Here is a 13,519-nt window from a genome sequence, read left to right as displayed (position 1 = left end):
GGTCGTTCTCTGGGGTCGTCAGTCGTCTTCGCCGTGGAAGCGCCGCCTGACGGACAGCAACTCCACCTCGGGGCGCCCGGCGACCAGCCGTTCGCACCGGTCGAGCACGTCGGTCAGGTGCCCCGCGTCGCCGGACACCATCGCGAGGCCGATGGAGGCCCTGCGGTGGAGGTCCATGTGATCCACCTCGGCCGCGCTCACCGCGTACTTGCGCTGGAGCTCGGCGACGATGGGGCGGACGACGGAGCGCTTCTCCTTCAGCGACCGAACGTCGCCGAGGAGCAGGTCGAAGGACAGCGTCCCCACATACATGTGTGTAACCGGTTCACCCGCCGGTACGGGATCGATGGCCCCGCCATCCACGTGGCGGGGACATCAGAACCGTACAACGAACGGCCGGGGCCGATCGACGGAGTTTACTCTCCGCCGACCGGCCCCGGACCGGACCGTCTCAGAAACGGAAGCCCGAGCGCTTACACGCGCGGCTTCTCCCGCATCTCGTACGTCGCGATGACGTCGTCGATCTTGATGTCGTTGAAGTTGCCGAGGTTGATACCGCCCTCGAACCCTTCGCGGATCTCGGTGACGTCGTCCTTGAAGCGGCGCAGACCGGAGATGGTGAGGCTCTCCGCGACCACCTTGCCGTCGCGGATGAGGCGCGCCTTGGTGTTGCGCTTGACCTCGCCGGAGCGGACCAGGACACCGGCGATGTTGCCCAGCTTGGACGACTTGAAGACCTCGCGGATCTCCGCCGTGCCGAGCTCGACCTCTTCGTACTCCGGCTTGAGCATGCCCTTGAGGGCCGCCTCGATCTCCTCGATCGCCTGGTAGATGACCGAGTAGTAGCGGACGTCCACGCCTTCACGCTCGGCCATCTGCGCGGCACGGCCGGCCGCACGGACGTTGAAGCCGATCACGATGGCGTCCGAGCCCATCGCCAGGTCGATGTCCGACTCCGTGACCGCACCGACACCGCGGTGCAGGACGCGGATGTCGACCTCTTCGCCGACGTCCAGCTGGAGCAGGGAGGACTCGAGGGCCTCGACGGAACCAGAAGCGTCACCCTTGATGATGAGGTTGAGCTGCTGGACCTCGCCGGCCTTGAGCACCTTGTCCAGGTCCTCGAGGGAGACACGACGCGTGCGCTTGGCGAAGGCCGCGTTGCGCTCGCGGGCGGCACGCTTCTCGGCGATCTGACGGGCCGTACGGTCCTCGTCGACCACCAGGAAGTTGTCACCCGCACCCGGGACGTTGGTCAGGCCCAGGACCTGGACCGGCGTCGACGGGCCGGCCTCGGCGACATTGTTGCCGTTGTCGTCGAGCATGGCGCGCACACGACCGTAGGCGTCGCCCACGACCATCGTGTCGCCGACCCGCAGCGTGCCTCGCTGGACGAGGACCGTCGCCACGGCACCACGGCCGCGGTCGAGACGGGACTCGATCGAGATGCCCTGCGCGTCCTGGTGCGGGTTGGCCCGCAGGTCGAGCGAGGCGTCGGCGGTGAGGACGACGGCCTCCAGCAGGGAGTCGATGTGCAGACCCTGCTTGGCGGAGATGTCGACGAACATGGTGTCGCCGCCGTACTCCTCGGCCACCAGCCCGTACTCGGTGAGCTGGCCGCGCACCTTGGTCGGGTCGGCGCCCTCGACGTCGATCTTGTTGACCGCGACGACGATCGGGACCTCGGCCGCCTTGGCGTGGTTGAGGGCCTCGACCGTCTGCGGCATGACGCCGTCGTTGGCCGCGACGACCAGGATCGCGATGTCCGTCGACCGGGCACCACGGGCACGCATGGCGGTGAACGCCTCGTGACCCGGGGTGTCGATGAAGGTGATCGCGCGGTCCTCTTCGTTGACCTGGGTCGAGACCTGGTAGGCACCGATGTGCTGGGTGATGCCGCCGGCCTCGCCCGCGATGACGTTCGTCTTGCGGATGGCGTCGAGCAGTCGGGTCTTACCGTGGTCGACGTGACCCATGACGGTGACGACCGGCGGGCGGACCACCAGGTCCTCGTCGTCGCCCTCGTCCTCGCCGAACTCGATGTCGAAGGACTCGAGCAGCTCGCGGTCCTCCTCCTCGGGGCTGACGATCTGAACCGTGTAGTTCATCTCGCCGGCGAGGAGCTGCAGCGTCTCGTCGGAGACGGACTGCGTGGCCGTGACCATCTCGCCGAGGTTCATCATGACCGCGACGAGCGACGCCGGGTTGGCGTTGATCTTCTCCGCGAAGTCGGTGAGGGACGCACCGCGCGACAGGCGAATGGCTTCGCCGTTGCCGCGAGGCAGCATCACGCCGCCGACCGACGGGGCCTGCATGGCCTCGTACTCCTGGCGCCTCTGCCGCTTCGACTTGCGGCCACGACGCGCGGGACCGCCGGGACGACCGAAGGCGCCCTGCGTGCCACCACGGCCGCCGGGACCGCCGGGACGACCACCGAAGCCGGGACGACCGCCGCCGCCACCGCCGGGACCACCCGGACGGCCGGCGAAGCCGCCGCCACCGCCACCGGGACCCGCGGGACGACCGGCGAAGCCGCCGCCACCGCCACCGGGACGACCGGCGAAGCCGCCGCCGCCACCGGGACGACCGCCGCCACCGCCACCGGGGCGACCGCCACCGCCACCGGGACCGCGACCACCGGGGCCACCGCCGCCGGGACGCGGGCCGGCAGCCGGGCGCTGCGGCATCATGCCGGGGTTGGGACGCGGGCCGCCGGGGCCGCCGCCGGGACGAGGACCGCCCTGCGGACGAGGCATACCGCCCGGGGTCGGACGCGAGCCGCCCGGAGCCTGCGGACGGGGACCGCCGCCCTGGCCACCGGGAGCCTGCGGACGGGGACCGGCGCCGGCGCCGGGGGCGCCGCCGGGACCACCCGGGCGCGGGCCGCCCTGCGGACGGGGCGCCTGCGGGCGCGCCATGCCGGCGTTGCCGCCGGAGGTGAAGGGGTTGTTACCCGGACGCGGACCGGACGGACGGGCACCGGGGCGCTGGCCCTGGCCACCGCCGGGACGCTGGCCCTGGCCACCGGGACGCTGGCCCTGACCCTGACCGGGCGCGGCGGGACGACCGCCGGGCTTCGGGGCACCGGGGCCGGGACGGGCACCGCCGGGCTTGGGACCGGACGCAGCCGGGGCCGACGGCGGAGCGGTGAACTCCGGCGCGGCCGGGGCCGGACGCGGCGCGGGCTTGGGGCCCGGACGCGGGCCGGGGGCCGGCGAAGGGGTCGGCGCCGGGGCCGACGGGGTCGTCGGAGCCGACGGAGCCGCGGGCTGCTGGGCAGCCGGGGGCTTGGGTGCGGCCGGCCGCGGGGCAGCCGGACGTGCCGACTGCGCCGGGGAGGGCGCGCCGGGCTTGGGGGCGGCCTTGCGCGGGGCGGGCTTCGCGGCGGACTTGCCGTTGCCACCGCCCTGGAAGGCGTCAGTCAGTTTGCGTACGACGGGCGCTTCGATCGTCGAAGACGCCGAACGGACGAATTCACCGAGTTCCTGGAGCTTGGCCATGACGACCTTGCTCTCGACACCGAACTCCTTGGCGAGTTCGTAGACCCGGACCTTAGCCACTTCGCTCCTTTGAGGTCCGGGTTGCGTCCGGACCGTCGCTAGTTCATGGGCGTACTCATCGCGTACTCATCGAGTGCTCATCGCAATCTCGACCTGCTTTCGACTCGCGAGGTACCAGAACCGCACGGGGGCTTCCGTGCGGCACGTCTTACGGCGTTGCCTGCTCGGCAACTGTTGTCCGCTCGATGTGTCGGCGCAACGCCTTTGTGTCGAGCGGTCCCGGGGCGCGCAGTGCCCGCGTGAACGCCCGACGGCGTACCGCCTGGTCGAGACAGACCAGGGCGGGGTGTACGTACGCACCCCGGCCGGGCAGCGTACCGCGAGGATCGGGGACGCATGCGTCCTTGATCGCCACGGTCCGCAGCAGATCGTCCTTGGCCGCTCGCTCCCGGCACCCCACACAGGTGCGCTCAGGGCATGCTCGGGCATGCGTCCGGCCAGACACTGTTAAGTCTACCTCCCCGCACCGACCTCACCCCTTTGGGGCAGGAATCGAACGGTTGTTGTCGTGATCTAAGCGGGCTGCGGCTGGGATCTATTCCCCCGCCGGTCCGTGCACCCCTACGAGGGCTGCCCGGGCGCCTGCTCGGACGGCTGCTCGGTGTCCGGCCGGATGTCGATCCGCCAGCCGGTCAGACGGGCCGCAAGCCGGGCATTCTGCCCTTCCTTGCCGATCGCCAGCGACAGCTGGTAGTCCGGCACGATCACGCGCGCGGAGCGGGCCGCGAGGTCGACGACCTCCACCTTGGACACTCGAGCGGGTGACAGGGCGTTCGCGACCATCTCGGCCGGGTCGTCCGACCAGTCGACGATGTCGATCTTCTCACCGTTCAGCTCGCCCATCACATTGCGCACCCGCCCGCCCATGGGGCCGATGCAGGCGCCCTTGGCGTTCAGGCCCGAACGGGTGGACCGGACGGCGATCTTCGTACGGTGGCCGGCCTCACGCGCGATGGCGGCGATCTCGACGGACCCGTCGGCGATCTCCGGCACCTCCAGCGCGAAGAGCTTCTTCACCAGGTTGGGGTGCGTGCGCGAGAGGGTGACCGACGGTCCCCGCACGCCCTTCGCCACCCGGACGACGTACGACCGAAGCCGCATCCCGTGCTGGTACGTCTCCCCCGGCACCTGCTCCTGCACCGGCAGGATGGCCTCCAGCTTGCCGATGTCGACGAGCACGTTCTTCGGGTCGCGGCCCTGCTGCACCACGCCGGTGACGATGTCGCCCTCACGGCCGGCGTACTCACCCAGCGTCGCGTCGTCCTCGGCGTCGCGCAGGCGCTGCAGGATCACCTGCTTGGCCGTGGTGGCGGCGATACGGCCGAAGCCGGACGGCGTGTCGTCGAACTCGCGGGGCTCCTGGCCCTCCTCGAGGTCCTCGGGGTCCTCCTTCGCCCACACGGTCACATGTCCGGTCTCCCGGTTGAGCTCCACGCGCGCGTGACGGCGGCTTCCCTCGGTGCGGTGGTAGGCGATGAGGAGGGCCGACTCGATCGCCTCGACCAGCAGGGGGAAGGAGATCTCCTTCTCCCGTACCAAGCCCCGCAGGGCGCTCATGTCGATGTCCACGGCTACGCCTCCTCTTCCTTCTCGTTCTTGTCCTTGCGATTGAACTCGACCTGGACGCGCGCCCTGTCGATGTCCGGGAAGGCGAGTCTGCGGGTCGTGGCCTTGCGGCCCTTGACTCCGGGCACCTCGACGTCGATCCCGTCGTCGTCGACCTCGATGATCCGGGCGACCAGTTCGCCGCCCTCGACCAGCTGGAACTTCACCAGCCGGTCCGTGGCGCGCACATAGTGCCGGTGTTCCTTGAGGGGGCGCTCCGCGCCCGGCGTGCCGACCTCGAGGGTGTACTCGCCCTCGCCCATCGCGTCCGTCTCGTCGAGCTTCGCCGAGAGCGCGCGGCTCACATCGGCGATCTGGTCCAGGTCCGCACCCGTGTCGGAGTCGACGACGACGCGCAGCACCCGCTTGCGTCCGACGGAGTCCACGGCGATCTCTTCGAGATCCAGGCCCTGGGAGGTGACGAGCGGTTCCAGCAGTTCTCGCAGCCTCTCGCTCTGGGTGGTGCTCATCCGGGTGACTCCTCGGCCGCGTGTGCTGTTGTGGGATGGGTCGCGTGTCAGGTCAAAGGGTATCCGGTCGCGGGGAGTGTTGCCGTCCACCTGTGCACGGGCGGTGCCGGTGAGTGGCGACGGGCGATACCGCGGGTACGGTGATCACGGGCGTGCCGCCCGTCGTGGTCTTTCTTTCGTACGAGTTCCCCGAGGACGTCTGCCGTGCCGTTCCCCTCGCCGTCGCGCACCCCCTCGGGGCCGCGCAGAAGAGCCCTGCTCGCCTCGGCCGCCGGGGCCGCCCTGCTCGTGGGCTGCTCCTCCCCCGACGACGACTCCGACAGCGGCACACGCCGTGGTCCCTCGGCTGCCGAGCGGGCACGCGCGCGTGCGGCCCGGGACAGTGCAAGGCTGGTGGAGCGGTACGACGCCGTGATCACCGTCCATCCTGCACTGGCGGAGCGACTGCGACCGCTGCGGGCGGAGGCCGTGCGGCACAGGGAGGCGTTCGGGGACGCGGGCGGGTCGGGGTCGCCGACAGCTTCTCCGTCGCCCGGGGCGGGTTCCAAGGCGTCCCCTTCGGTATCGCCCACGGCGTCCGTCCCGGGGAACGAGAAGGACGCCCTCGCCGACCTCGCCGCCGCCGAGCGAACTCTGGCGGACCGGCGGACCACGGCGCTCGCGACCGTACCGGGCGAGCTGGCCCGCCTGCTGGCGTCGGTGGCTGCGGCCGGGGCGGCGCACGCGTATCTGTTGACGGAGAGTGCCCCGTGAGCGGGGCGAACGGCGTCGGGTGAGCGAGGTGTGCCGGGTGACCGGGGTGTACGGCGTCGAGCTGATGGAGGGTGTCGGGTGAGCGAGGCGAAGGACCGGGAGTTGCGGGCGTTGCAGGCGGCGCTCGCGGCGGAGCATGCGGCCGTGTACGGGTACGGGGTCGTCGGCGGGCGGATCCAGGAAGGGCGGCGCATTGAGGCGCGGGCTGCGTACGACGCTCACCGGGCGCGCCGTGACGCGCTGGTGCGCGAGTTGCGCGACCTGGGCGCCGCGCCGGTCGCCGCGAGCGCCGGGTACGTGCTCCCCTTCCCCGTGTCGGACTCGGCGACGGCGGTCCGGCTCGCCGGCGAGCTGGAGGAACGCGTGGCCGGGGTCTACTCGGACCTGGTCCGGGCGACCGGGGACGCGCGGCGGCGTGAGGCGGCCACGGCACTGCGGGAGGCGGCGGTGCGGGCGGTGCGCTGGCGCGGGGAGAGCGTAGCCTTCCCTGGGCTCGCCGAGCGGGCCGGTAAGGCCTCGGTGTCGGCGGCACCGCCGGTGTGAACCGGAGGAACCGGACGGGACCGGACGGGACCGGACAGAAAGGGAGCGACTCGCGTATGGCTTTCGAACCGCCGCGGCGTCTGGTGCGGGCGCTCGGTGAGACCGCACCGGACGGTGACGACTGGTTGGAGAAGCTGCCTGCGGCGGTCCAACAGGCCATCGCTCTACGCGAGTTGACCGTGGAGCGGGTGCAGGTGCCAGGTGGCCGCAGCAGCCTGGTCGTGCTCGTACGGCGGGCTGACGCGACGCCTGCCGTGCTGAAGCTGGCCCCGCCCCGGGCACGGCCGGAGAGCGAGCGGGCCGCGCTGGCGCACTGGGGCGGCCTGGGCGCCGTACAGCTCATCGAGCCGGTGACGACCCCGGGTGTGCTGCTCCTGGAGCGGCTGCATCCGGACGTGTCCGTGCGGTCCCTGCCGGAGGCGAAGGCGCTGCTGGAGGCAGCGGGGACGTTGCGCCGGCTGTGGGTGGAGCCGCCGGACGGGCACACCTTCGAGACGGTCGCGGAGCGGACCGGGCGGCAGGCCGAGGCGATGCGGGCGAGCGCGGCGGCCGACGCCGAGGTGGCGCCGCTCGTCGACGCGGCCCTCGGGGCCCGGGAGGAACTCCTGGCCGCGCCGCCCGAGCACCGGTTGCTGCACGGCACGTTCCGGCAGAGCAAGGTGCTTTCGGGTGAGCGGATGCCGTGGCTCGCCGTGGGCCCCGATCCGGTGGTCGGCGAGTGTGCCTTCGACCTGGCCCGACTGGTCCGGGACCGCGTGGAGGACCTGATCGCCTCACCCTCCGGCGCCGCGACGACCCGGCGCCGGGTGAAGCGCCTCGCCGAGTCGCTGGACGTGGACCAGGAACGACTGCGGGGCTGGACGCTGTTCCGGGCCGTGGAGTCCGGGGTGCGGGCGCGAAGGGTCGGGCGGCCGCAGGATGCGGAGCTGCTGCTGGAGTTCGCGGGCTGGTTGTAGGGCGGCTCGGGGGTGTCCTGGGCGAGCCGCGTCACCAACAGCCGAACCGTCAGCGACCGCGGCGGGTGTTGAGCCGTGCGGCCTGGCGTGTCAGGTAGTCGCGTTCGGCGAGGTTGGATGCCTTGTGGGCCGCCTCGGCGTACAGCTGTGCCGCGGTCGCGAGGTCGCCGTCGCGCTCGTGGAGGTAGGCCGCCACAGCGGTGTGGCGGGGCAGTGCGTCGTTCAGCGCGGCGAGCGCCGCCAGGCCGGCGCGCGGTCCGTCGGCCTCGCCGACGGCCACCGCGCGGTTGAGCCGGACGATGGGGCTGTCGGTCAGGCGCGCGAGCTCGTCGTACCACTCGACGATCTGCACCCAGTCGGTCTCCTCTGCGGTGGGCGCGTCGGCGTGGAGTGCCGCGATGGCCGCCTGGGCCTGGAACTCGCCCAGTCGGTCGCGGGCGAGGGCCGCCTGCAGGATCTCGACGCCCTCGGCGATCGACCCGGTGTCCCACCGGCCGCGGTCCTGCTCGGCGAGCGGCACCAGGCTGCCGTCGGGCCCGGTCCGGGTGGCGCGCCGGGCGTGGTGGAGCAGCATGAGGGCGAGCAGGCCCGCCACCTCGGGGTGGTCGATCGCGGCCGCGAGCTGCCGGGTGAGCCGGATGGCCTCGGCGGCGAGGTCGACGTCCCCGGAGTAGCCCTCGTTGAAGACCAGGTAGAGGACGCGCAGCACGGTGGCGACATCGCCGGGCTGGTCGAACCGCACGCCGGAGACGGTGCGCTTGGCCCGGCTGATGCGCTGCGCCATCGTCGCCTCGGGGACGAGGTACGCCTGGGCGATCTGGCGGGTGGTGAGCCCGCCGACGGCGCGCAGGGTGAGGGCGACGGCGGAGGACGGGCTGAGCGAGGGGTGGGCGCAGAGGAAGTAGAGCTGGAGCGTGTCGTCCGCGTCGGGCGTGGGCCCGGGCGCGGGCTCCTCGTCGACGCGGTCCTCGCGCCGACGGCGGGCGGCGTCCGCCCGGGTCGCGTCCAGGAACTTGCGCCAGGCCACGGTGACCAGCCAGCCCTTCGGGTCACGGGGCGGGTCGGACGGCCAGACGCGGACCGCCTCGACCAGCGCGTCCTGCACGGCGTCCTCGGCCGCCGCGAAGTCTGCTCCGCGGCGGACGAGGATTCCGAGGACGCTCGGCGTGAGACTCCGGAGCAGGGCCTCGTTCATCTGGGACACCTGAGAGGTCAATCCGTGATGGTGGGCGGCGCGGCCAGGAAGGGGCGTACCTCGAGCCACTCGTGGATGGGCTTCCCGCCCGCCCCGGGCGCGGCCGACAGTTCCCCGGCCAGCTCGACGGCGCGTTCGTGGCTGTCGACGTCGATGATCATCCAGCCGGCGATGAGGTCCTTGGTCTCGGCGAACGGGCCGTCGGTGACCGGCGGGCGCCCCTCACCGTCGTACCGGACCCACTGCCCCTCGGGGGCGAGTGCCTGGCCGTCGACGAACTCGCCGGTCTTCTCGAGCCGGGCCGCGAAGTCCTGCATGTACTGCATGTGCGCCGAGATCTCCTCCGGCGTCCACTGGTCCATCGGCACGTTGTTCGCCGGAGCCGGGGCGCCGCGGTAGTGCTTCAGCAGCAGGTACTTGGCCATGGTGTGTCTCCTGGGTGCTGGTGCGGCCCATTGTGGCCGCCTTCACCACGGGGACGGAGCCGGACGCGGGTTCTCGACATCACTGGCGGAAATTTTTTTGCGAGTAGTCGGACCCCCGTCTGCCGGCGAGCGCCGGGCAGTCGGCCGCTGCGACGCGGACACCGTGCGCCACGGGGAGCGGACGGGCCGCCCGGTGCTCGGGGCCACGATGTGGATGCAGGTCGTGGCCACCGCGCCGCCGGCGACGGGCCGTCGTACCGGACGTGGCCGGACCGCCGCCGCGCAGACCGGCCGTGGCGTACGGGCCCCGCGCGGGCGTCTCGTCCACGGGGCCGGTGGCGTCCTGGACGCGGATCTGCCAGCCGCCCGCCGGGGGCTCCCCGGCGGGCGGAGGTGTCGCCGCCCAGGCTCACCAGGACCCCGCACGGATGCCGCCTCCGCCGGCATCCGCGCGGTACAGGTGCCTTTACATCAGGCGGTGAGGCGTGCGATCGCCTCGTCCACGGTGAGCTCCTCGCGCTCGCCCGTCCTGCGGTCCTTGAGCTCCAGGACGCCCTCCGCGGAGCGGCGGCCCGCCACCAGGATCTTCGGTACGCCGATCAGCTCGGAGTCCGTGAACTTCACGCCCGGGGAGACGCCGGCCCGGTCGTCGACCAGGACGCGCAGGCCGGCCGACCGCAGCTTCTCGGAGACCTCGAGGGCGAGCTCGATCTGCAGGGCCTTGCCGGCGGCGACGACGTGCACGTCGGCCGGGGCGACCTCGGCGGGCCAGCACAGGCCCTTGTCGTCGGCGCTCTGCTCGGCGAGGGCCGCGACCGCGCGGGAGACGCCGATGCCGTAGGAGCCCATGGTCACGCGGACCGGCTTGCCGTTCTGGCCGAGGACGTCGAGCTTGAGGGCGTCGGTGTACTTGCGGCCCAGCTGGAAGATGTGGCCGATCTCGATGGCGCGGTCCAGCTTGAGCCCGGTGCCGCACTTCGGGCAGGGGTCGCCCTCCTGGACGACCACGACGTCGACGTACTGGTCCACCTCGAAGTCACGGCCCGCGACGACGTTCTTCGCGTGCGTGTGCTCCTTGTTGGCGCCGGTGATCCAGGCGGTGCCGGGGGCCACGCGCGGGTCGGCGAGGTACTTGACCTTCTCCCCCAGGCCCTGCGGGCCGACGTAGCCGCGGACCAGGTCCGGGCGGCCGACGAAGTCCTCCGCCGTCACCAGCTCGACCGTGGCCGGCGCGAAGTGCGCCTCCACCTTGCCCATGTCGACCTCGCGGTCACCGGGGACGCCGACGGCCACGATCTCGCCGTCGACCTTCACGAGGAGGTTCTTGAGGGTGGCGGAGGCCGCCACGCCGAGGTGGGCCGCGAGGGTCTCGATGGTCGGGGTGTCGGGGGTCGGGATGTCCTCGGCGGCCGGTACGCCCTCAGCGTCCACGGGCTTCAGCTCGTACGTGATCGCCTCGGTGTTCGCCGCGAAGTCGCAGTTCGGGCAGTCCGCGAAGGTGTCCTCGCCGGCGCCGGCCGGGGCGAGGAACTCCTCCGACTTCGAGCCGCCCATCGCGCCGGCGGTCGCCGCGCAGATGCGGTAGTCGAGGCCGAGGCGCGCGAACACCTTCTGATAGGCCTCGCGGTGCAGGGCGTACGACCGGGCGAGGCCCTCGTCCTCCAGGTCGAAGGAGTAGGAGTCCTTCATCAGGAACTCACGGCCGCGCAGGATGCCGGCGCGGGGGCGGGCCTCGTCACGGAACTTCGTCTGGATCTGGTACAGGATGACCGGCAGGTCCTTGTAGGAGGACGCCTGGTCCTTCACGATCAGCGTGAAGATCTCCTCGTGGGTCGGGCCGAGGAGGTAGTCGCCGCCCTTGCGGTCCTGCAGGCGGAAGAGCTCCGGGCCGTACTCGTCCCAGCGGCCGGTCGCCTCGTACGGCTCACGCGGCAGCAGGGCGGGGAGCAGCACCTCCTGGGCGCCGATCGCGTCCATCTCCTCGCGGACGATCCGCTCGACGTTGGCGAGGACCTTCTTGCCGAGCGGCAGCCACGTCCACACGCCGGCCGCGGTGCGGCGGACGTACCCGGCGCGGACGAGCAGCTTGTGGCTGAGGACCTCGGCGTCGGCCGGGTCGTCGCGCAGCGTCTTCGCCATCAACTGGGACATGCGCTGGACCGGTGCGTTCGCCATGGTTCCGTACTCCTGCTGCGTAAGGGTGATGGCTTGGAGGTTAGCCGGGGGGCCGGTTCCGGTGGAAATCCGTTATCGGCGGCGCAGGGGCAGAGGGGCGCCCATCACCGCGTACGGCTTCGGGGCGCTGGGGAAGAGGACCTGGCGGGCGAGGTCGACGTAGCCGAGGGAGCGGTAGAGGCCGCGGGCCGGGCTCTCGACGTCGATCGCGGAGAGGATCGAGCGGGGTTCGGCGGCGCTGTCGGTGATCCTGGTGATCAGGGAGCGGCCGATGCCCTTGTTCTGGTAGGCCGGGTGGACGTGCAGCTCGGTGATGACGAAGGAGCCGTCGAGCCAGTCGTCGTGGTGCTGGGCGCGGAGGTAGGGCTCCACGACGGTGGACCACCAGTGGGTACGGTCGTTGGGCATGCCGTAGACGAACCCGACGAGGCGGCCGGCCGTTGTGGCGCCGAGGGCTCTCGCGCCGGGGTAGGCCATGTGGCGGAGGACGATCTGGCGGCGTACGGCCACTTCTTCCGGGCCGAGGCCGAAGGCCACCGCTTGGACAGCCAGGGCCTCGTCCACGTGGGTTGAGAGGTCCAGGGGGCCGATCACGAGGTCCATGTCGGGGAGCCTACAGGGGGGTTCGGCTTTACGGCCGGGCGCGGGTTGTACGGGGTCGGCGGCGATCAGAACAGGACACTCATGAAGGCGCCGACCTCCTGGAAGCCCACTTGGCTGTACGTCCTTCTCGCCGCCGTGTTGAAGTCGTTGACGTACAGGCTCACCACCGGGGCCACGTCCGCCAGTGCGTAGCGCAGGACCGCTGCCATGCCGGGGGCCGCGAGACCCTTGCCCCGGTGTTCGGGGGCGATCCAGACGCCCTGGATCTGGCAGGCCTGGGCCGTGGCGGCGCCGATCTCCGCCTTGAAGACGACCTTGCCGTGTTCGTCGAGGCGGGCGAACGAGCGGCCGGAGCCGACGAGTTCGGCGACGCGGGCCTGGTAGAGGAGGCCGCCGTCACCGGCGAGCGGGGAGACGCCGACCTCCTCGGTGAACATGGCCACGCACGCCGGCATGATCGTCTCCATCTCGTCCTTGCGGATACGGCGGACGTACGGATCCGGGGCGATGTGGGTGGGCATGCGGTCGGTGACCATGAGGGGCTGGTGGGCGCGGGTCTCGCGGGCCGGGCCCCAGTGCGGTTCCAGGAGGCGCCACAGCAGGGCGGTGGGTGCGGCGGGGCCGACGATGGAGGAGCAGCGGCGGCCGGCGCGGCGGGCGCGGTCGGCGAAGGCGCGGACGGCGCGCGGGGTGGCGCAGATCGGGACGAGGTTGGCGCCGGCGTAGCAGAGGGACGTGAGCATGCCGTCCTCGTACCAACCCCACATCTCGCCGCCCAGCCGCCAGGGGTCGAGGCCCGCGACCTGGACGCGGGACGTCACGAAGGCGTTCGCGACGGGCTCGCGGTCGAGGACGGCGAGCGCGGCGTCCAGGTCGCTCGGTTCGAGGACCCGGGAAGTCGTCTGGGTCAACACGTGCGGGGCCTCACACCTTGGGGTCTGCTGATCTCCGCACTGTACCTGCGGAAGCTGGGGCGCGCCGCCCTGTGGGTGGTACCGCTCGCTTGCCGGTGGGCGTGGGCCTGGTGTCCCGCCCCTGGGGGCTGCCGCCCCCAGACCCCCGCCGTCGGCCTCACGGCCTCGTCCTCGAACGCCGGACGGGCTGGGATTGCCTGGACCGGCGCCCCAAAGGCAGCGCCCCCTATGGGTGGGCAGAGTTCGGGGCGGCAAACGCTCGTTTCCAGACGCCGGACCGGCCGAATTTCGCCTCCCGGCGCTCGAAAGCCCCCGGCCTG

General features: G+C 72.1%; 14 protein-coding genes. 3 read left to right on the top strand and 11 right to left on the bottom strand.

All coding sequences use genetic code 11. The annotated features are described in order from the left end of the window. Positions 1 to 18 precede the first annotated feature (18 nt). The 5 genes from AC067M_RS16785 to rimP form a co-directional block, all read right to left on the bottom strand. Positions 19 to 312, bottom strand: a complete 294-nt coding sequence (locus AC067M_RS16785) for a DUF503 domain-containing protein (protein ID WP_478697736.1) — start codon at positions 310 to 312, stop codon at positions 19 to 21. 161 nt (positions 313 to 473) lie between these two features. Continuing rightward, complete coding sequence (gene infB, locus AC067M_RS16780; RefSeq protein WP_478697735.1) at positions 474 to 3,560, bottom strand: translation initiation factor IF-2; 3,087 nt, start codon at positions 3,558 to 3,560, stop codon at positions 474 to 476. Positions 3,561 to 3,708: 148 nt separating this feature from the next. Next, positions 3,709 to 4,005: a YlxR family protein gene (locus tag AC067M_RS16775; RefSeq protein ID WP_478697734.1), complete on the bottom strand. Its 297-nt coding sequence runs from the start codon at positions 4,003 to 4,005 to the stop codon at positions 3,709 to 3,711. Between the two features lie 116 nt (positions 4,006 to 4,121). Next, positions 4,122 to 5,129, bottom strand: coding sequence for a transcription termination factor NusA (nusA, locus tag AC067M_RS16770; RefSeq protein WP_478697733.1), 1,008 nt, complete (start codon positions 5,127 to 5,129; stop codon positions 4,122 to 4,124). A gap of 2 nt (positions 5,130 to 5,131) precedes the next feature. Further along, positions 5,132 to 5,635: a ribosome maturation factor RimP gene (rimP, locus tag AC067M_RS16765; RefSeq protein ID WP_478697732.1), complete on the bottom strand. Its 504-nt coding sequence runs from the start codon at positions 5,633 to 5,635 to the stop codon at positions 5,132 to 5,134. 204 nt (positions 5,636 to 5,839) lie between these two features. On the opposite strand from rimP, the gene AC067M_RS16760 reads away from it, so the two are divergent. The 3 genes from AC067M_RS16760 to AC067M_RS16750 all read left to right on the top strand — a co-directional run bounded on the left by AC067M_RS16760 (position 5,840) and on the right by AC067M_RS16750 (position 7,887). Continuing rightward, positions 5,840 to 6,388: a hypothetical protein gene (locus AC067M_RS16760; protein WP_478697731.1), complete on the top strand. Its 549-nt coding sequence runs from the start codon at positions 5,840 to 5,842 to the stop codon at positions 6,386 to 6,388. Positions 6,389 to 6,466: 78 nt separating this feature from the next. After that, positions 6,467 to 6,931, top strand: coding sequence for a ferritin-like domain-containing protein (locus AC067M_RS16755; protein ID WP_478697730.1), 465 nt, complete (start codon positions 6,467 to 6,469; stop codon positions 6,929 to 6,931). A 56-nt stretch (positions 6,932 to 6,987) separates the two neighbouring features. After that, complete coding sequence (locus tag AC067M_RS16750; protein WP_478697729.1) at positions 6,988 to 7,887, top strand: aminoglycoside phosphotransferase family protein; 900 nt, start codon at positions 6,988 to 6,990, stop codon at positions 7,885 to 7,887. Positions 7,888 to 7,936: 49 nt separating this feature from the next. Here AC067M_RS16750 and AC067M_RS16745 read toward each other — a convergent pair whose 3' ends face one another. From AC067M_RS16745 to AC067M_RS16720, 6 genes are all read right to left on the bottom strand, one after another. After that, a complete protein-coding gene (locus tag AC067M_RS16745; protein WP_478697776.1) occupies positions 7,937 to 9,082 on the bottom strand; it encodes an RNA polymerase sigma factor in 1,146 nt (381 codons plus the stop codon). 17 nt (positions 9,083 to 9,099) lie between these two features. Next, complete coding sequence (locus AC067M_RS16740; protein WP_478697728.1) at positions 9,100 to 9,507, bottom strand: YciI family protein; 408 nt, start codon at positions 9,505 to 9,507, stop codon at positions 9,100 to 9,102. 79 nt (positions 9,508 to 9,586) lie between these two features. After that, positions 9,587 to 9,835: a hypothetical protein gene (locus tag AC067M_RS16735; protein WP_478697727.1), complete on the bottom strand. Its 249-nt coding sequence runs from the start codon at positions 9,833 to 9,835 to the stop codon at positions 9,587 to 9,589. Between the two features lie 143 nt (positions 9,836 to 9,978). Continuing rightward, a complete protein-coding gene (locus AC067M_RS16730; protein WP_478697726.1) occupies positions 9,979 to 11,682 on the bottom strand; it encodes a proline--tRNA ligase in 1,704 nt (567 codons plus the stop codon). A gap of 72 nt (positions 11,683 to 11,754) precedes the next feature. Beyond that, entirely contained in the window at positions 11,755 to 12,285 is a 531-nt protein-coding gene (locus tag AC067M_RS16725; RefSeq protein ID WP_478697725.1) for a GNAT family N-acetyltransferase, read from the bottom strand. A 65-nt stretch (positions 12,286 to 12,350) separates the two neighbouring features. After that, the gene (locus AC067M_RS16720) at positions 12,351 to 13,199 is read right to left on the bottom strand and encodes a GNAT family N-acetyltransferase (protein ID WP_478697724.1); all 849 of its coding nucleotides are present in this window, start codon (positions 13,197 to 13,199) and stop codon (positions 12,351 to 12,353) included. Between the last annotated feature and the right edge of the window lie 320 nt (positions 13,200 to 13,519).

Source organism: Streptomyces sp. NPDC043427, assembly GCF_056436655.1.
Note: the sequence above shows the minus strand (reverse complement) of the source record. Positions and strands in the feature narration are given on the sequence as shown.

What these genes read in the sequence shown, in the direction of transcription:
- AC067M_RS16785 (WP_478697736.1), bottom strand. Translation starts at nt 312, where the DNA reads ATGTATGTGGGGACGCTGTCCTTCGACCTGCTCCTCGGCGACGTTCGG.
- rimP (WP_478697732.1), bottom strand. Translation starts at nt 5,635, where the DNA reads ATGAGCACCACCCAGAGCGAGAGGCTGCGAGAACTGCTGGAACCGCTC.
- AC067M_RS16750 (WP_478697729.1), top strand. Translation starts at nt 6,988, where the DNA reads ATGGCTTTCGAACCGCCGCGGCGTCTGGTGCGGGCGCTCGGTGAGACC.
- AC067M_RS16745 (WP_478697776.1), bottom strand. Translation starts at nt 9,082, where the DNA reads ATGAACGAGGCCCTGCTCCGGAGTCTCACGCCGAGCGTCCTCGGAATC.
- AC067M_RS16740 (WP_478697728.1), bottom strand. Translation starts at nt 9,507, where the DNA reads ATGGCCAAGTACCTGCTGCTGAAGCACTACCGCGGCGCCCCGGCTCCG.
- AC067M_RS16730 (WP_478697726.1), bottom strand. Translation starts at nt 11,682, where the DNA reads ATGGCGAACGCACCGGTCCAGCGCATGTCCCAGTTGATGGCGAAGACG.
- AC067M_RS16725 (WP_478697725.1), bottom strand. Translation starts at nt 12,285, where the DNA reads ATGGACCTCGTGATCGGCCCCCTGGACCTCTCAACCCACGTGGACGAG.